General features: G+C 56.8%; 12 protein-coding genes and 4 pseudogenes. 8 read left to right on the plus strand and 8 right to left on the minus strand.

The genetic code is table 11. From position 1 onward, the window contains the following. The 5 genes and pseudogenes from F6X53_RS32785 to istB form a co-directional block, all read left to right on the plus strand. On the plus strand, positions 1 to 858 hold an 858-nt coding region (locus F6X53_RS32785), incomplete at its 5' end, for a hypothetical protein (RefSeq protein ID WP_191971062.1). 156 nt (positions 859 to 1,014) lie between these two features. Next, positions 1,015 to 1,182 (plus strand): annotated as a pseudogene (locus F6X53_RS34160) (transposase); the annotation flags it as partial. A 69-nt stretch (positions 1,183 to 1,251) separates the two neighbouring features. Beyond that, positions 1,252 to 1,530, plus strand: a pseudogene (locus tag F6X53_RS34165) (IS66 family transposase zinc-finger binding domain-containing protein); the annotation flags it as partial. A 224-nt stretch (positions 1,531 to 1,754) separates the two neighbouring features. Beyond that, positions 1,755 to 3,055: pseudogene (gene istA / locus F6X53_RS30155) on the plus strand (IS21 family transposase). Beyond that, a complete protein-coding gene (gene istB / locus F6X53_RS30160; RefSeq protein WP_191971064.1) occupies positions 3,055 to 3,852 on the plus strand; it encodes an IS21-like element helper ATPase IstB in 798 nt (265 codons plus the stop codon). The pseudogene istA and the gene istB overlap by 1 nt, the downstream one beginning before the upstream one ends. Here istB and F6X53_RS30165 read toward each other — a convergent pair. Beyond that, a complete protein-coding gene (locus F6X53_RS30165) occupies positions 3,827 to 4,030 on the minus strand; it encodes a hypothetical protein (protein ID WP_151005319.1) in 204 nt (67 codons plus the stop codon). The genes istB and F6X53_RS30165 overlap by 26 nt on opposite strands. 151 nt (positions 4,031 to 4,181) lie before the next feature. Here F6X53_RS30165 and F6X53_RS30170 point away from each other — a divergent pair, with 151 nt between their 5' ends. Further along, complete coding sequence (locus tag F6X53_RS30170) at positions 4,182 to 4,367, plus strand: hypothetical protein (RefSeq protein WP_151005321.1); 186 nt, start codon at positions 4,182 to 4,184, stop codon at positions 4,365 to 4,367. Between the two features lie 152 nt (positions 4,368 to 4,519). Further along, positions 4,520 to 5,239, plus strand: a pseudogene (locus tag F6X53_RS30175) (IS66 family transposase); the annotation flags it as partial. A gap of 247 nt (positions 5,240 to 5,486) precedes the next feature. Here F6X53_RS30175 and F6X53_RS30180 read toward each other — a convergent pair. The 7 genes from F6X53_RS30180 to F6X53_RS30210 all read right to left on the minus strand — a co-directional run bounded on the left by F6X53_RS30180 (position 5,487) and on the right by F6X53_RS30210 (position 15,370). Next, positions 5,487 to 6,328 (minus strand): IS5 family transposase gene (locus F6X53_RS30180; protein WP_238295992.1). Its coding sequence is split into 2 segments (ribosomal slippage): positions 5,487 to 5,956 and positions 5,956 to 6,328, totalling 843 coding nucleotides; the frame shifts between segments, so codons are not numbered across the junction. A 377-nt stretch (positions 6,329 to 6,705) separates the two neighbouring features. Continuing rightward, entirely contained in the window at positions 6,706 to 8,724 is a 2,019-nt protein-coding gene (locus F6X53_RS30185; protein ID WP_151005323.1) for a DUF6625 family protein, read from the minus strand. A 377-nt stretch (positions 8,725 to 9,101) separates the two neighbouring features. Continuing rightward, positions 9,102 to 9,950, minus strand: coding sequence for a hypothetical protein (locus F6X53_RS30190; RefSeq protein WP_151005325.1), 849 nt, complete (start codon positions 9,948 to 9,950; stop codon positions 9,102 to 9,104). Between the two features lie 304 nt (positions 9,951 to 10,254). Next, on the minus strand, positions 10,255 to 11,634 hold the full coding sequence (locus tag F6X53_RS30195) for a hypothetical protein (protein ID WP_151005326.1): 1,380 nt from the start codon (positions 11,632 to 11,634) through the stop codon (positions 10,255 to 10,257). A 625-nt stretch (positions 11,635 to 12,259) separates the two neighbouring features. Next, positions 12,260 to 13,054, minus strand: a complete 795-nt coding sequence (locus F6X53_RS30200) for a hypothetical protein (RefSeq protein WP_151005328.1) — start codon at positions 13,052 to 13,054, stop codon at positions 12,260 to 12,262. 19 nt (positions 13,055 to 13,073) lie between these two features. Next, on the minus strand, positions 13,074 to 13,742 hold the full coding sequence (locus F6X53_RS30205) for a response regulator (protein ID WP_151005330.1): 669 nt from the start codon (positions 13,740 to 13,742) through the stop codon (positions 13,074 to 13,076). Then, a complete protein-coding gene (locus F6X53_RS30210) occupies positions 13,739 to 15,370 on the minus strand; it encodes a sensor histidine kinase (protein WP_191971065.1) in 1,632 nt (543 codons plus the stop codon). Before F6X53_RS30210 ends, F6X53_RS30205 begins: the two co-directional genes overlap by 4 nt. 1,406 nt (positions 15,371 to 16,776) lie before the next feature. Between F6X53_RS30210 and F6X53_RS30215 the strand changes: the two genes are divergently transcribed. After that, the coding region (locus F6X53_RS30215) for a hypothetical protein (protein ID WP_151005334.1) at positions 16,777 to 17,874 on the plus strand (1,098 nt) is incomplete at its 3' end.

Consider the following 17,874-nt stretch of genomic DNA (forward strand, 5'->3'; position numbering starts at 1 on the left):
GGTTACACCGGAGCCACGGGTGCGACCGGAGCCACGGGTGCCACGGGTTACACCGGAGCCACGGGTGCGACCGGAGCCACCGGAGCCACCGGCTACACCGGAGCCACGGGTGCGACCGGAGCCACCGGCTACACCGGAGCCACGGGTGCGACCGGAGCCACGGGTGCCACGGGTTACACCGGAGCCACGGGTGCGACCGGAGCCACCGGAGCCACGGGTGCGACCGGAGCCACGGGTCATGACCACGACCACGACCACGACCACGGCCACGACAAGGATCACGGCCACGACAAGGATCGCGGCCACGACAAGGATCGCGGCCACGACAAGGACCACGGCCACGACAAGGATCGCGGCCACGACAAGGATCGCGGCCACGACAAGGATCGCGGCCACGACAAGGATCGCGGCCACGACAAGGATCGCGGCCACGACAAGGATCGCGGCCACGACAAGGATCGCGGCCACGACAAGGAGGCAATGGGTAAGTCGAATGCAGTGTCGATCAACCCGGCCGACCTCACCAGTGCCACGGGCAAACCTGGGATGAGCTTTATCCAGAATGCTCAGAACGGTAGCGCCTCAGCAGGATCAGCCACCAACATCCTTGGTGACCTGATCGACTCCGCGGGTTCGACAAAGGACAGCGGCGGCAAGTCCGGCGCCGGAGCTCAGACCCAGAGCAAGCCCGTTGATCTTCTCGCGGAGTTCAAGGGTGGCAAGGAGCAGGCTTCTGCGAAGGCGGGCGGAGCGGGTGCACAAACACCCGATGCGAAGACAACACCCGCCGGCGGGTTCCTGTCGGACAACTCGAGCGGTCAAAACACAGTTGGTGGCGTGCTGAAACCTCATAGCTAGGCACCGACGAGCTGCAGCACGCTTTGAGCGGGCGGGCTGCAGGACAGTAACCAGAGGGCTGCAGTCAAAGCGATTGCAGCCCTCTAATTTTGGTAAGCACGAGGCTTAGGCCGCCTTGTTCTGCGACCGGTTGGCCTGCAGTTTTCCGGCCGTGTAATCCGGCAGCCGTGCTGGAGACGCTCTGGTGACGGTGCGAGCCATGTCCGGCGGCGCCACTGGAGTGCGCAGGAGAACCGCGTTGTCGTGACGGAGGCTCGGACCAGCGGCAACGTGATTGCAATGGCCAAGCGCCACGGCATCCAGGCCCAGCAGATCTATCGGTGGCGCGAACGGTTAGAATTGCGTCCGACCCCCACGGCGTTCCTGCCTCTCTCGGTTGTTCCGGGCTCCTCCACGGTCTCGGCGTCCCTGCGTCGCCGCTCCGTCCGCAAGCGCTTCTCGGAGCACCTGACGCGCGAGCGGGTGCTCATCGCTGCGCCGACGTCGTGCCCTTGCTGCGGCTCGCTGAAGCTGTCGAAGTTGGGCGAGGATGTCACCGAGACGCTGGAGGTAATCCCACGATTCTGGAAAGTGATTCAGACGGTGCGGGAGAAGTTCACCTGCCGCCAGTGCGAGGCGATCACGCAGCCGCCCGCGCCCTTCCACGTCCTGCCGCGCAGCTTTGTCCGACCGGTCACCAGCGCGCTTTGCTGGTCGCATGCCCGCTGTGGCTTCTTCGAGCTTGCCGATCCGGCCGCCCGGGCTCGATGCGGCGCTCGTCCTTGCGGGCAAACTCACGCCGGCAGAACAGCGCCAGCGCCTCGCGGATCGTCAGCTCGTGTCGGGCGACGTGTAATTCTGGACCCCCGACGACATGAGGAACTGGACCCCTCGCGAGCCTGAGCGAGGAGGTCGAGATGACGAGAGAGACGCCGCACGTTGCTCCGGGGGCGGAAGTTCCCCGGAGAGATGAGATGCGCGCACCCGATGAGGTCGCGGCGATGCTGCATCTGAAGCAGCTTGGCTGGGGGATCAGGCGCATCGCACGCGAGTTCGGGTGCAGCCACATGACGGTGCGCCGCTACATCGCCGAGGACGGGTTCGTGGCCTACCGCCGCCCCACACGCCGGGGCCGGCTCGACGGCCTGAAGGCCTGGCTCGCCGAACGCTTCCGGCAGCACGCGGGCAATGCCGACGTGGTGCGTCAGGAACTGGCCGCCGAGAAGGGGATCGTCCTGAGCCTGCGCACGGTCGAGCGGGCGGTCACGCCCTGGCGACGCGAACTGGCGGCTGAGGCACGGGTTACCGTGCGCTTCGAGACCCCGCCCGGCCATCAGCTCCAGATCGATTTCGGCGAGCGCCGCGTCTCGATCGCGGGTACCCCCACCAAGGTGTTCCTGTTCCTGGCCACGCTCGGCTACTCGCGCCGGCTGTACGTGCGCGCCTTCACCAACGAGCGCCAAGAGAACTGGTTTGCCGGGATGGAGGGCGCATTCCAGCACTTCGGCGGCGTGCCGCGCGAGCTTTTGCTCGACAATGACCGCAGCCTGGTCTCGCGCCACGACGTACACACGCGCGAGGTGACCTTCAACGCGAGCTTCCTGGCCTTCGCTCGCCACTGGGGCTTTCGGCCCCGCGCCTGCGCCCCCTACCGCGCCCGCACGAAGGGGAAGGATGAGCGTGGGTCGGCTACGTGAAGAAGAACGCCATCGCCGGCCGGCGCTTCGCGAGTTGGGCCGCGATGGAGGCGCATCTCCACGCCTGGGTGCGCGATGTTGCCGACGCACGGCTTCACGGCACCACAGGCGAGGTGCCGCTGGAGCGGTTCCGGCAGGCGGAAGCTGCAGCTTTGCGCCCCATCACCGGTGTGTCCTCGTTCCAAAGCCTGCGGGAGTTAACGCGCCGGGTCCAGGCGGACTGTGCGATCGAGGTAGACGGCAACAGCTACTCCGTGCCCTGGCGACTGATCGGAGAGCGCGTGCGCGTGGCCGTGACGGCTGAGGCGCTGCGTGTCAGCCACGCCGGGCATGAGGTGGCCGTGCACGCCCGCCGCAGCGGCCGGCACCAGCGCATCGTCGTGGCGGCCCACTTTGCCGGTGTGGCCGGCTTCGAGACCAAGGTCGTGCAGCCTGCCGGGCTCGACGGGGTCGCGGCCGAAGCCCCGGCCCTGTTGCGCCCGTTGGCCGAGTACGAGGCCCTGGTTGGGGGAGGCTTCTGATGAACGCTCCTCACGATCACGCCCACGACCATCTCGTCAGCATGCTCTCGCGGCTCAAGCTGACGGCGATCCGCGATCAACTCGACAGCCTCGTCGACGAGGCGGCCCGTAGCGAGCTGACGATCCGCGAGGCGCTGGCGCTGTTCTGCCGGCGTGAGCTCGCCCGCAAGGACGAGCGCCGCATTGAGATGGGATTGGGTTTGGCCCGCTTCCCCTTCGTGCGCGATCTCACCGGCTTCGACTTTGCCGCCCAGCCATCGCTCGACAAGGCCCAGGTGCGCGAGATCGCCACCGGCCGCTTCATCGCCAATGGCGAAGCGGTTTTGCTGCTCGGCCCGCCGGGCGTGGGCAAGACCCATCTGGCTGTGGCCATCGGGCGCGAGGCGATCGTCGCGGGCTACACCGTGCTGTTTGTGCCCGCCCCCATCCTGGTGGCGCAGTTGGCCAAGGCGCACGGCGAGGCTCGGCTCGAGGAGCGGCTGCTGCAGTATGCCAAGCCCAAGCTCCTGATCGTGGATGAACTCGGCTACCTGCCCTTCGAGCCTGAGGCCGCGCACCTGTTCTTCCAGCTCGTCTCGCGCCGCTACGAGCGAGGCGCGATGTTGGTGACCTCGAACCGAGCCGTGGGTGAGTGGGGCAGCGTCTTTGGGGATCCTGTTGTCGCCACGGCGATCTTGGACCGTTTGCTTCATCACAGCCACGTTCTCACCATTCGCGGCGACAGCTATCGGCTGCGCGAGAAGCGTCGCAGCGGCCTGCTCAAGGCTGCGGTCACGCCTGCCCCATCAGCAATCTGACGTCGAAAGGGGTCCAGATTTCCGTGACGCCAAGGGTCCAGTTCCGGATGTCGCTTGATAGCTCGCCGCGGGCAGCCTCGTCGACGAGGCTGTCGAGCTGATCGCGGATCGCCGTCAGCTTGAGCCGTGAGAGCATGCTGACGAGATGGTCGTAGGCGTGATCGCGCGGAGCGTTCATCTAGTGGTGCTGTTCCCGGATAAGGCAGAGCCGATCAGCCTGGACCCGAAAGGCTTCGCGGCTGGTCTGACGAGCGCGTGGAAGGCTGGCGAGAGCCGCCCGACACACCCTCCCGTATCACCGCCGCAAGCCCATCCCGACCAAGCCTAGGATGCTCGACGCCTATGAGGACCAGATCCGCGCTTGGCTGGAAGCAGCGCCAGCGCTCATGGCGATCGAGATCCTTCAGCGCCTGAACCGCGCACCGGCCGGAAGTCTTCAAGAAGAAGCACCTCCGAACCGTGCAGCGCTGCGTGATTACCTGGCGCGCGAACCAAGCTCGCAGCCTCATCTTTGAAGGGGGTGGAAGCTCGGCCAAGCCGGATTCGGAACCTCCTCGGCAGCCTTGGACCCGATCCCAACCGCTTCAGCGGGAGTCGGTTACGCCGGTAACATTCTTGGGTGAGGCAATACGAGGGCCAGAATTACACGTCGCCCGACAATGAGTGCTTCCATCCTGGTCGCGAGGCCGCCATTGCGAAGCTGCGGCAGGCCGAGGTCGTTGCCTCGGACGAGACCGGCGTGCGCATCGAGGGCAGCACCGCCTACCATTGAGGGTTCCACACGGCGCAAGCCGTGATGCTCACGGCCTCCCCGACGCGGGGCGCTGTCGTCGCGCGGGATATGATGGACGGGCACCGGCCTGCGGTGTGGATCTCCGACCGCTACACCGCTCGAGCCCGGATATGCCGCCGCGCACCAGACCTGCCTGGCGCATCTGGCTCGCGACGTCGCCTATATCGTCGAGGCCAGCGACGATCAGGTGCCCTGGCGCCTGCAGCTCGCGCTACAATCCGCGTTCGCGCTGGCCCAGCGCTTCACCTCCCTCGCCGCCTCGACCCTCTCGGCCAAGCGCCGGAGCCTGGATCGCCAACTCGGCGCCATCCTCGCCAGGTCGAGCTGTTGCGACCTCACCCGCGATCTGCAGGCCAAGATCGGCCGCGCTCGCAATCGACTTCTCGTCTTCCTCGCCTATCCCGGCCAGGTCGAGCTGACCAACAACAGGTCGAGCGGCTGCTACGCCTGGCCGTCGTGCAGCGGAAGGTTACCAACGGCTACGACGCCATGTGGGCGGACTCCGGCGAGGCCGCTATCCGCACCGTTGTCGATACCGCACACTGCAGCGGTGCGAGCTCGTTCGCCACCATCCTCAAGACAATCGGGGCTTGAACTCCGCCGTCACAGGCGTGGGCAATTTCTTACCATAGGCCGGAACAGACCATCACCTTCACCGGAATACGCATCAGTGCGACCCAGCCCGATCCAAAGTGCCCTCGGGACCCATCTCCGCTCGCCGTCAGTCGGCGTGCGTCGCCGGATGGATACGGAGCGACCCTGCGGGGACCAGGAAACACCGATCAGGAGGGGCTTGCCTTAAGAACTCCAACCAGGAAAATCTCTGAGTGTCTGTCCGAGATCATATTGTTGTCTGAGTGAGCTTTCGCATCATGAGGCGGATGGAGGCGAGATGGAGGAAGGCCAGTGCCTTGCGTGAGCGGCATTCCCAGTCCTTGGCGAGACGCCGACAGCGGTTGAGCCATGCGATGGTTCGCTCGACGATCCAGCGCTTGGGCAACACCGCAAAGCCTTTCGTCTGATCGCAGCGTTTGACGATCTCGACCTGGATCCCGCGACAGACCCGGCGCAGGCCCGCTTGGAAGGCGGGGCCCTGGTATCCGCCATCGGCGTAGAGCTTGAGCAGGAAAGGGTGGAGGCCAAACAGCGTCGCCATCACCCACACCCCACCCTCGCGATCCTGCACGTCGGCTGGATGCACCAGGGCGTGCAGCAGCAAGCCTTGGGTGTCTACGAGGATATGGCGCTTCTTGCCCTTGATCTTCTTGCCCGCATCGTAGCCGGGCGGATCAATCCGCGCCCCCCTTTTTCAGCGCTCTTGACGCTCTGGCTGTCGATGATGGCGGCTGTCGGACTGGGCTCGCGTCCAGCCTGCTCTCGGCACTGGACGAACAGCGCATGATGAAGGCGCAGCAGCGTGCCGTCGTAGTCCCACAGGTCGAAGTAGCCGTAGACCGTGCTGCGGGCCGGAAGATCCTCGGGAAGGGCACGCCACTGACAGCCCGTGCTCAAGACGTACAGCAGGCCGTTGACGACCTCGCGGATGTTCACGCTGCGCTTGTTGCCACCCCGCTTGGCCGCTGGGATCAGCGGCTCGATCAGGTTCCACTCCTCGTCCGTCAGATCACTGGGATAGCGAAGCTGACTCCGGTCATAGCGGGCTCGGTTCTCGTCCGTCCACATGCCAGCCTTCGTAGCCAGCAGGACTCACAGCGCAACCCCCTGCAGAAAAACGCCTTCTTTCAGGACAGACACTGAGAAAAATCCTGATCCAGGGACAGCGTGCTGCCCTTCGATGCTGGAACGCCATCGCGAAAGGACGACCGCCAACCTCAAACGCTGCCGCTCCAGTTCGCAACTAGCATTAAATAAACGTCACTTGTGCGCGCTACGACCGGATCGGCACCATCTTCCTCGCCGTCGTCTGCATCGCTACGACCGACAGCTACTGGTTGTGAGTATGGACCCTAGAAATCGGGAAGATCTATATCAGGCTAAAATCACCCGCAGTCCACACCAGAGTGACAACGCCCTTTGAGCTGCGAAAAGGACAATTCATGTTAGATTTCGACTGTGTAGAAGCCGTCGCGTCGGATCATGAACTCCGACGCCGGGTTTTCGATGTTAAGACTCATATTCCGCTTCTGCAAATGACAGTAGATCGTCTCCCATGAGCTTCCGTCCGTTTGAAGTACTGTAAGCCGCCCATCCCGGTTGCACCTAATTTCCTTTATATCCCGGTCGGGATGATACGCATCGAAAAAGCAACCTCCAGAATCATGTACATCAGAGCGAAACAGGTGGACGAACCGTTCCGGAACGACGTCGCAGAAATATCTATTGATGTAAAACATTTTAGCTTGCCGCTCATCAAGAAAATCGAGCAAAGGTTTTCGATAAGCAACCTCGTCCGTCAGCTGGACTTGATCAGATGTCAGAAGCTTCAACAGATCGGGTATTCTAGTGTGTATAGATCGAAAAGATGGACAATTTCTGACCGCAGTCAAATGTCCATGAAATCCGCCGATGACGTCGTAGTCGCTATCTAGGCTCAAGAAATCCGAAAACCTTCCGTAGATAACATCTACGTCACCCCAACCGACATAGTCACTTGCATTCGCGCCGTATTGCGCGCCAACGGTGTGGAAAAGCTCCGGATAGAGAATCTTAAAATCCACTAGCTTATAAGGATCAGGAATCAAAGACCCCGGTGATATCGATGCGCCATACATTACCGAAAGAAAGCGGGAAATCTTCTCTCGTAACGCAGAAAGATTCATCGGAACACAGATCAAGTTCGGCGGAAGCTGATAGTCGGTCATGTCAATATCGGTGAGCATAATAACCGAGATGAATTGTTCGTTTCTTCGTAGGCTCTCAAGATACAAGTGAAAATATTTCGGCAAAGATCCAAAGTATGGTACATAAATCCAGATCCTTGATCGGCGTTGCGCAGGTTCTGACGCTTTCGCGAGCGCCTCAAATTTTCTCGAGCAAGCGCCGTACCAGCCAGGGCCCGAGAGATCAGCAAGCTGTCGTAAGGCCCAGTCATATTGCTGCCCAACTGCCTCTCTGGAATACCTTTCCCGTGCGCTCCTCGCGATGAGTTTTCGATCTAATCTTCCGCTCCACCGTATCGCCTCGACCCAGTCTGCCAGGGTATGACACCGATATCCAGTAAGACCGTCCATGATAGTCTCATGAAACGCTCCAAAACTCGACCCAATATGAGGAACGCCGCAAAGCTGAGCTTCGATACCAGAGAATCCGAACGGCTCGATATAGGTGGTTGGCGTAAGGATACAGCGGGCCCGCTGGACAACGCTTACCCGGTCGTCACCAAACAAGGATCCTTTGAAGTGCAGATTACCTGGTTTATCTTGCAGCCACGGTGATACGTCCCCCGGCCCATACACATGGACTGGAAGATCTGGCATTCGCCGAGCAATTTCAGTAAGAATATTGATACCCTTTCGGGTCGTCACCCTTCCATGAAACAACGCATAATCTTCAAATTCGTCACTAGGGATCCATTTCCGATCGTCGAATGCTGAGGGTATTACCCATCTGTAATTACTGCCGTCTTGATCATCCCCTAATTTGCCATAATGATAATGCATCCATGCGCTGCTCTCGAAAATGCGAAATGGCAGCCCGGGCGAAGCGCCGTATCCAACCGATAGCTCAACATGATGGCAATTCTTTACAGCATCATATACGCCAATATTCGGACCCCAGACATGGCAGACTATGTCTCCAGGTCTTGCGCGAGCTTGAAGTTTCTGGACCAAAATTTCCTGATACTCTTGGCCAAGTTCTTGATTATCCACGTCGAGGTGATGAGGATCTTCCCTAGAAGAGCGCCGGGTAAGTTGCTGCAGTCGTTCTCGGGTCAGAATGACAACGTGCTCATGCGCGTGGCTTTCTGATCCTTCGTTGCTATATTCAATCACGTGCCAACCGAACGGTTGGATGACCTCTGGAAATAGCAGGACCTTTGCAGTAAAGGCGCAGATAAGATTGTCGCGGTTAACCACGGTGTGAGCTACGCCTATAATATGAAGCGTATTCGATGCCATCCAACTTTCCGCAGAGTCCGAACCAACAGGTGTGATGTAATGCAGCCCAAGTAGTCGTAGGGTGCTTCAGGGCGAGCTGCCACTTCGACTTAACCATGGCAGAGGCTGAGGTTTGAGGCAAGTGGTCTCGGAGACGCGACACTTGAAATCGGGACTTCGATGTGGCTTGCTGGTGTAATTCGATGGATTTCGTCTGAAGCGTACGAAAACGTTCTTTCGATTTGGCAATGGTGGTCGCGGTCCATACAGTCATTGTGGCTTGCGAAATGCGGAGCATAGATGGCCGCAACATTGTTAAAATTCAAATAGCTGGAGATAAATATCAGGCGATCCACCGCTAAGCAGCAGGACTAATAATTTAGCCGGGGTTCGTTAGCTTAAGTGCCCAAGAAATTCTCGCGAATTAAATTCGGTAGGCGTCCCGTTGAATGGATAGCGCGGCAGCTCGCACTCCACTTTTCCAGAAAATTGTTTAGAGGAATCGAGGTCCGCTCAGTCCAACGGTTCATTGCTCCTAAGTCTTCAAGTAAAATCGGTGCGCGTTCGATTTCACGAAGAATGACAGTGGCCGCGGCTTTCGCATATTCTGACAAACCGTTGTCTGCTTCAATCTCGTGACGGTGCTTCTTAAACCATGCCCTCACATTTTTCAGTCCCTGACTTGAAGCAAGCTCATTATACCCCTCGAGTGTGTGATCCCGGTACTCAAAGATGGATCGTGCATATCCAGAATCTCCACCGAACGGCGGATCTCGTCGCCAGGCTTCTGCAAGGAGGCCAAGACCTCGCAGTGAGAATGCCTCGGCACTCGCTTCCTCGATCCATTGACAAGGTGGACTCGGTGCCGCTTGTACATTCCAAGAATTGCAAACTACATGGCCCAGCTCATGGCCGAGTTGGTAGGCTAACTGAGACCAAGCTCGCTCGCCAATATCGACAAAAACCCAAGCGGTGTCCGATGGCGCCTCATGCAGCCAGATTGCCGGCTGTCCCGATGGCCGACTCTCCACCCTGAGGCTGTGAGGCTGCTGATCTGACAGCAACCTGAAACCCGACACACAAGCATCTCGCACGCGCGTGACTACCCTGGCCACTGCCGCTGGCGGCGCATGCCACTCTCCAAGAACGTCTACGGGAGCTTCAGCCAGCCGTGAACCGCTCGCTGCACCAGTGTATATTGGAGACAATGATCCCCCCAGAATTGAGAGCAAAATACGACGGTTCATCAACTTTCCAAGCATCAGAGCCGCCTTTAAATCCCTGGAGTGACGTGGTGCAAATGTTGTTGATAGCTATGGCGAATTCAACCCAAATTGCCAAGCTTAGCCTAGTCGATACGGTGATGTGAGTATAAGATCTTCTATTGGAGAAAACGCAATGCAAAAAAAGTAGACGTATGTAGTCAATAATCTGTCGTGAATATGACGGTGAAGCGAGACAGCATGCAGTCTGTTCCTCTTTCCCCCTCCTTGCGTTTTCACACAGAGCTCGTCTAGCATTTTAACAAGACGAAGCGCCAACGGAAGAAAGTTAGCCGGGATCATAGTGTCTTTCCAGAATTTTTAAGTAATTCTTCATCACCGAAGACCTGCTATTTCGGTCAACTCCCCAAAAATGCACCAGTCCGGACAAAACCCCGAGCCTGTCTCCGTCCTCAGACCAACCCCATCTCACATATTTGGAAACCTCGTGTGTATAGACAGGAGAATACTTGTAAGACAAGTAGTTGGCTACTTCCTGATCCACAAAACGTAAAGACTCCCGACCGTGTAGAGCGAGGAAACTCTGCGCAATACGGCGCATGATGTTCCATATATAGCCGAAGTGCTTAAGATTCGGAACAGCAAATGTCCCCGCATTAAAACCGCAGGCCAGTTCAGGCCGTTCATTGTCGAGCTGCAGTAACTCAGCACCAACTGAGGGAGACACAGAAAGCCTTGAGAAATGCTCGACCGGAGCGCTGGGACCAGCAGAGCATGTCATATCGACGAGTAATGACTGAATGTTGTTGTTGTATATTATGTCGCAATCCATATAAACGACAGGGGCGTGATCATGAGCAAATGGCTCATCTAAAACCGAAAACCGACCCATGACAAAACCTACCCGGTCCTTCGCTGGATGCTGCCTGACTTGGATTTGATCCGAGGTGAGCTCACTTACCGACTCAAGGATTTGGGCCGCAGATAAATCCGTGTATACTAGAACTTGACCATTGAACCCGCCAAACTTAACTAATGATTTGAGGCTAAGAAACAGTTGTTCAGTCGCGTAGCTTCCTTTAGCAACATAATATATAAGGGGTCTGTATAGTAGAATTTCATCGAATTTCCAGCCGTCGCGGTATAATTGAAACCGGAATGGAGCAAAATGACTTTCCAAAGGAAGCGTAGTTGGTAGATAAAATCTCGTAGTTCCTAGTTTCAATTGCAGGCCGGCCTCAATTGAGAGGTCGGCCGATTTAACAATCTTGCGATTTGACGATATGATCCAGGCGTTGGAGAAAATAAGTTGAAGATGCTCGAAACTTGCCTGAGAAATCAGTAAAAATTCTTCCCACACTCCGACATTCGCCCGGTTACAAATCAAGGCGCCGGACGGCTCAGCGGCGAGATATTTTGATTCTTTTTCAAAAGAAACTAAAAGTCGGTGCCTTTTGCTGGTCATTATTACTTCGCCAATGCGTGGCAATGATACCGTATTTCGACCCGAAGTCGCATTGGCGAGAAACTCTGCGAACTCTGTACTCAAGTTTGTTGTTGCAAATTCAAAAGATAAAAGGCTTTCTTGATCTACAGGTGCATGGCTTGTGAGCCAAATACGCGAACCTTCCTTCTGCCCAACAAAATAGCCGTGGTATGTAAGCAGAAAATATCTGCTCACCAGTGAAGAGCCTGTATCGGTCGACATGCCGTTAAATACCCTCGCGAACGCTCGGTTATGAGCAGGTGCGACAAGTGAATCTTTCAAGGAGCCCTAGAAATGGCGCCCTGGCGGTGTCTCGACGGAGTATAGCACAGCCGGATTTCTAAGTCATCTTGTCGCGTATTCTTTAACATCACATCTGTGATGAACCTAGGCTCTTCACTGACGCCGATAGTTCGGTCATCGGAGCCCGGAGGCTCGATGATGAAGCTGACAGCGCTACCGACTCGGAACTCGGTAGAGACCCGCGTATAAGAATGTGCGCCGGACTACAGCCGGCAAAGCGACGCCGAGGAGAACGTCCACTTGCGACTTGCTCGTATGTCTTCTATTGTAAATCGAGAAACCCAAATAATACCGAGAAGGAACGCCCGCGCGGGGACTATCGACGAGGCGTGGGATCGAGACAGTATGGCGGGCGCGCAGAGGTTCATAACCGACCTGTCCTGATGGACCTCTAACTCGAATCTGTAAGACGGGGCGGATTCGCAAGCTGGCCGTTGAGATACTGGCTGCGTGATAATGGCTATCAACTCGACGCCGGAATTTCCACTAATCATTGAATCAATGAACTAGGTAACTTCGGCAAGACGAATATCGACGGTAAATATTAGCTAATTTTCTTCAGTATGGCAATCTTTGGACCTCGGTATTCACTGTCTACGTGACCAAAAACTGCAAAGGCCGATGTTGATAGAAACAGATCTTTCGCGTCTTCTTCTGAAAACAAGCTGTTCTCCAGGTACTTATTGTTCTCGAACAATTCTCGAAGAAAGGTACCGGTTTTAGGGACGGAAGGTAGAACACTTTCAAAATAGGGGCTTTGCCAATGTAGATCCTCTATAATATATAGCCCCCCTGGCAACAACTTATCAAAAAGTACCTTTAAGCCGAGCTGCTGATGATAAGATGCATGGGATCCATCATCAATGATGACATTGAAGTACGGTGCCGACGCCGCAACTTTCCTGAGATCTGGCCTGTTACCACTGTCTCCGCGTATAAACGTAAATCTATCGTGCTTAATGTGAGAGAAATCACTAATATCGAAGCCGAAAATCTTCGCTGAGCTGAAGTATTCTAGCCACATCGAAACGGATGGTGAATCAACGATGCGATCAATGGGCTGGCCGAGCTCTGGTCCACCGCGTGCCAAGCCCATCTCAAGGAAGTTGATTTCCGAATCGCGCATTGGAGAAAATAAAAGATCATAGATATACGTATACTGGTGTCTCGACTCATGCTGGTTTCCTTTATCGGAACCGTATCTGTTCGCTAACGATGTAAGAGATAATTCAATTCCATAAGTCATGTCGATATGGCCTTGCTGTTTGCTATTTTTGTCACGTGCGCCCGGACTGGATGAACCGTGCCAAATATCTTTTCGGGTACCACGTGTGGTCACTCATTTTGAACGTCTGCGATCACCGGCTAGTTGTAGAACTTGCGCGAATTTGATGAGCATAGGATGCAAGCGAGGTGCGGTTGGAAATTCCGAGCTTCTGATATATATTGTAAAGGTGGATCTTTACCGTGCCTTCCGAGATGTGGGTCGCACGAGCTATATCCTTGTTTGACAGCCCTTCGGAAACCAGCTGAGTGATCTCCTGCTCGCGTGGTGTCAGGAAGGCGGCTTTGCTGATGCGAGTGTCTCTCACTAAATCGGCACTCATTTTAGCTGCGCAGCCAGCTTGGTGAACCCATGTCCATCGCCGCCCGGCTGCAACTGTCTCTAGGCAGCCTACCAATGCGTCGGCAGCGCTCTCTTTGTGCAAGACGGCCCAGGCGCCACATGCTGCAGCTTCAATTAGTTCCTTTTCGTCAGTTGAAGCCGTGAGAATCACGATTCGAGTCTTCAAGCCTCGCTCGCGGACGATCCTAAGCACGTCGAGGCCTCTCAGGCGTGGCATGCTGATGTCGAGGCAGGCGATCGTAGGCTCAAGCTCCTCGATCTTCTGGAGGGCTGATGCACCGTCGGCGCAAGCTGCGATAACCTCGTTCCCTGGCACTCGATTCAACAGCATTGCTAGGCCGGACAGCACAACCGGATGGTCGTCTGCCACCACAATCGTGACTTTAGCCTCTCCGGTCACTTCCCGAACTCGATGTGGAGGCCTGTACCTCGCACTGTGCTCGTTAGCCTGAGAGAGCCTCCGAGAGACTCGGCGCGTGAGCGCAACATTCGTGGGCCCAGATTGTCGCTCGCCAGAGTTGCGTGGGAATAGGTCCCCTCGATCGCCAAGCAGCCGCTGCCATTGTCCTGGATGTCAATGATGAAGCTGCCTTGGGATCGCTGCACAGAGATCTCCACTTCGGTGGCTTGTCCGTGTCGGACAGCGTTCGAGACAGCCTCTGAGACCATGTTCTCCAGATGCGCTACGTCACTTTCGGTAGCTTTCAGGTTTGCGGGGTACACATTCAGCAGAACGCAGCAGCCCCATTGCCGGCTGAGCTGAGCCAATTGCTCGTTTAGTGTTCGCGCAAGCTTCACCGATTTTGGCGCCGACATTGCGCGAGCGGACGGGGTCTGGATTGTGGAGCGAATGCGCCTCGCCTCTCCACTCAGGAGGCTTCGCGTCTCCTTCAACTGGCGCTGAACGTGTTCGGGCAACTGGCGAGACACGATCCCCAACTGCAGGTTCGCTGCGGCGATCCCCTGAAGCGGACCATCGTGAAGGTCCCGCGCAAGGCGCAGCCGTTCTTCGCGGGCCGCCACGGCCTGTAGCGCAGCGCGCAGGCTCTCTTCCTCGATCTCGGCTCCAATCTGAGAAGCCAGGATTCTCAGAAGGGTATGATCCTCTTGGGACCAGACGCGTGGGCCGCAAACAGTGACCTGCCCGTAACAGCCCTCGGATTCAAAGGCCACCTTAAATGGGGAGAGCGCGGATCTAGCGCACTTTCGGTCGGTCCGCTTCGAGCCAGGCCGATCGCTCGCCCGGGTTCCAGCTGCCTCACTTTCCGGCGCTACATCCCATTCTCCGGGATGAGATGGCTCCATCGCGTCTGCGAACCAGGAGACATAGCGAAGTGTGCCACTCGACCACTCAATTGCGGTCCGGCGCCTATCTACCTTTGTCTCGTAGCGAACAATTACGCGGTCAGCCTGGAGAACGTCGGCGATCCTACATGTGATGTCCTTCAGGCGGTCTGTGCTCAAGCCGGCGATATCGCGCTTCGATCCCTCAGCGACTCGCTCGTATCGGGAACGGCTCCGCTCACGCAGTGCGGCGAAGTAGGCCATCATCGCACCGCAGGTAAGCAGGAAGCCTGCCCGGAGTGCCACTTGCAGCAGATCGCCACTGATATGGCCGACCGTCACCTCGCTAGTGCTAAGCTCAAACAGCATCAGGCTGATCAAAGCCAGCAGAAGGATGAGGGTGGTTGTCAGTGCACCTTTCCAGTTCCACTGAGCTGCGGAGGAGAGGAGCGCAAAGACATAAAGAACAAAAAAGGCGCTGGTATCCCCTTGGCAGTAATACATCAGGGCCGAGCTGATCGTGATATCGAAACCATGGCACAGGTAGGCTGAACGAGCAGTGCTCGAATGTTTAAGTTCGGTTACGGTGACGATCGACGCTCCCACTACGTAGATCAATAACAAAACGCGAAGGAGGCTGGCATGAGCCTGTGGCGGGAAGGCCTGTATGGCAACGAACGCGATTATCGCCAGTGCCAATCGTGTTACCGCGACGATGGTGCCGATTGGCCGGCCGAACAGCACACATTCCAGATGCCTGCATCCGTGTCGGGCCAGCTTGCCTCTAAGGGTGCCGTTAGCCCACGTAGGTGAGTCAATGGCCACCGAGGCGTCAGATGCAAGGTTACTTGTCATGGCACAACAGGCCAGTCCCTAAGAGTAGATCGAGGATTTGATACCGTCAGATTTGAGACAATAGATAATTGACCTCTGTCGTGGAGGCGTGGATGGGCGCTTATCAAATGACGCACAATGTTGAAATTGGTCAGTCATTGCACGCGTGTAGCGTCACAAGCCCGATGATCTCGGATCCACGAAAGACGCTCTTTCCCGGTGACGCAAGTTTAAATAATTCTACCTGGAGAGCTTTCTGCGGAAATGCGAGTACATTTAGGGATGAATCCGCATCGTATTGTCGCAGGCAAGTAATGTGCAGCGACGGTGCAGCTTTCAAAATCCGACATGCAACCTCCCCGCGGCATCAGCTCGAACCGCTCGTATGACGCAGTCCGGTACGATGTCCGCCTTGCAGCGGTGTATTTGGGCTTGAGGCCCAAACCTGATCAGATATTGGGTACGCGAAACTACGAACGTGTGCACTACGTTTCTTCACGATAAGCTTAAAATTTGAGCCTCAGTGCGAAGTGGTACAGACACTCCGGTGCGCGACCACAAAGTGGACACAATTTAAATTGTAAACAGGGGCGGTCTGCCGCGACGGTATCTGTTGATACAGGTTAAGAAATTCTGATAGACTTAAACGGTCGCTCCTTGAGTCAGGCTGATTGAAAAGTTGGCTGGGGAAGGTGTGTCGTGGGATGAGCATGCTGGGCGATGGCGATAGATTGTCTGAACGTGTGATGATCAATCTCACGGCGGTGCGGGATGGTCGGTTGTCCCTTGTTCTTTCAGAGCGCAGTGATTACTGTGCACGGCTCCAGGATGCTGTCCCGAGGTTTTCAACACAATCGGAGCAAATCAGACGTTTAGGCCGCCTTCAGGGCAGCAAAAACAGAGCGTCAATGCATGAGCGCACCCCCTCGAGTGTCAAATTTTGATCATTAGTCTCAGGATGCGGGCTCGTACCCCGACTAGGGCAAGTCTGTGAAATCGCAAACGGGCTAGGTAGAATGATGATGTAGGCTGATTTTTTCGAGATCGGCCCAAATACATGCGGCGAGAAATCGTATGGGACGAATATGTTTGATTCTGTGTAGATTATTCCTGCTGTCTATGTGCTGTTCTTCGCTCTGAAGCGTGTTCGTTTCTCTGATTTGGTCGTTTGTAGATGTTGTCGCTCGACGAAAGTGGGCGTCATAGTCAAATCAGCCTAATGCTGTTGTGCTTCGGAGTTTGCCCATTAACGAAAAATCTTGGATCATCGTGAGTTTTTTCTCCAAAGTTTTCGGTCGAGTTTCGGAGTGACGCAAGTGATCCAACGCATTGGTCGTTCCGCTCCCTCAAATCTGCGCATTTTCAGGTATATATCGCTGGGCTGCCTAGCGGCGTTCGGGCCAGCTTTCGCGGATGCGCCGGAAATTGCTCCGGAGGTCATATCTCAGGCGCGGGCCGAATTGCCTGCTATTTCATCGCCCGACCGTTCAACCGAAACAGAGACATTCGAACAATCGGCCAAGATTGAGAGCTTAGCGCCGTTCATCACCATGCGCGCCGTGCCGGGGGAAGGTGTTCCAATCGCGGTTATCGCTCCATCGGGAAGTCACAGCTCAGATGTCATTTATCTGGCGGGTTTGCCCAGAGGATCGCATGTGACGGACGGTGTGCATGAGGTAGTAGCGGATGTAGAGGGTGGATTAATCAACGTAACGGGCTGGAAGCTCTCTGAGATCTCCGTTGCCGCCCCGCCCGGGATGAATCGAATCTTCACAGTATCCGCGGTCTTGGTCTCTAAAGCTGAGGATGAGAAGAGTGAGTTCATAGCCCGAGCGCTGCTGAGCGTTGAGGTCATTCCTGAGAGGTCGCCCGCGTCGCCCGTAGGGCTGGTCGATGGGACGGAGACTGATGTATCGCCGGCGGCGCAGCAACCATCGTCAACAAGGCAGGTCGAAGCGGAGGAATCTGCAGTTTCAACGGTACAAACTGTCGGAGTACAAGACCTCCCTCCGGCTGCGCAATCGACCGTTCTCCAGGAGCTGAGCTACAGTGCCATAGTTCCCGTTGCGCTCACGCCCGATGTCATTCCGCAATCCTTTGTAGAGAACATGTCCAGCAAAGCTAGACATCAGTCTCGTGAACGTGCGTTTGCCGAGAAGCAGGAAAGCAACTCACAGAGACAGTCCTCACCAGCTCCAGTTCTTACCGCGGCGCCGCTATCCCTGAAACCGTCGAGTGAAATCTTTCTAAGAACTGCAGTGGCTGCGACCCCCAGCGGGGACGCAGCGTCCACTGGCATGGGCGATGTCGCACCCTCCTCAGACGTGGCAGCTCTTGCCGCCGAGGTTTTCATCCCGGAAGCGCCGGCAAATCTCCGCTCCGAGCCGCAGCCTCCCGTCGCGGCGCCCGCAACG

Origin of the sequence: Methylobacterium soli (assembly GCF_008806385.1) — a bacterium.
GTDB classification, from domain to species: Bacteria; Pseudomonadota; Alphaproteobacteria; order Rhizobiales; family Beijerinckiaceae; genus Methylobacterium; species Methylobacterium soli.

Coding starts and splice junctions, on each gene's coding strand:
- istB (WP_191971064.1), top strand. CDS start 3,055: ATGAACGCTCCTCACGATCACGCCCACGACCATCTCGTCAGCATGCTC.
- F6X53_RS30195 (WP_151005326.1), bottom strand. CDS start 11,634: ATGTCGACCGATACAGGCTCTTCACTGGTGAGCAGATATTTTCTGCTT.
- F6X53_RS30190 (WP_151005325.1), bottom strand. CDS start 9,950: ATGAACCGTCGTATTTTGCTCTCAATTCTGGGGGGATCATTGTCTCCA.
- F6X53_RS30185 (WP_151005323.1), bottom strand. CDS start 8,724: ATGGCATCGAATACGCTTCATATTATAGGCGTAGCTCACACCGTGGTT.
- F6X53_RS30165 (WP_151005319.1), bottom strand. CDS start 4,030: ATGAACGCTCCGCGCGATCACGCCTACGACCATCTCGTCAGCATGCTC.
- F6X53_RS30170 (WP_151005321.1), top strand. CDS start 4,182: ATGCTCGACGCCTATGAGGACCAGATCCGCGCTTGGCTGGAAGCAGCG.